The 566-nt window shown below is 37.3% G+C and carries 1 protein-coding gene; it reads left to right on the forward strand.

Going from position 1 to position 566, the window contains the following annotated elements:
* Nucleotides 1-273: 273 nt before the first annotated feature.
* The coding region (locus ACYQ3Q_RS28475; protein ID WP_459931747.1) for a hypothetical protein at nt 274-566 on the forward strand (293 nt) is incomplete at its 3' end.

Genomic DNA, 566 nt, shown 5'->3' on the forward strand with positions numbered 1-566 from the left:
CCCACATTCCGCGGGTGTGACCTGTTGATGAATAGTTTTTTATTGTCATAGATGTAATAATGAGGAATGTGCAATAGAATATCTTTCGCTTGAATTATGCTCATTGAGCGTTATCACTTGATTATTCGATTGTACGTTATCCTCTTTTGCAAGTGAATTAATGGTTCATTTATTAGGTTTGTAGGTTTTTATGGGGTTTTTAATAATAGCTGGACAAACTGAGCCCTGTAATTTATGATGTTATCAAAAGTCTGTAAAAAGAGGGATGGCATCATGAAAATAAATGAATCAAAGAAGAGTACACCGACCCTGAAGATTAGTTTTTTAATGGCCATGGCGAACAAATTTCTTGAGAATATCGGCTTTACTGGGATTATCAACAATCAAACCGACGAGGGGACGAAGAGTCGTTCTAATATGGACACCGGAAACTTAGCCAAAGCCATCATTTTATCGACATTCTATAGCATGAGAGCCCCTCTTTACAAAATTGAACGTCGATTTAATCACAATGAGGTGGATGTCGAGTACTTCTTTGGTAAAAATGCCAAAGTCGGATCCCTCAA

This window comes from Desulfosporosinus burensis (genome assembly GCF_054657535.1).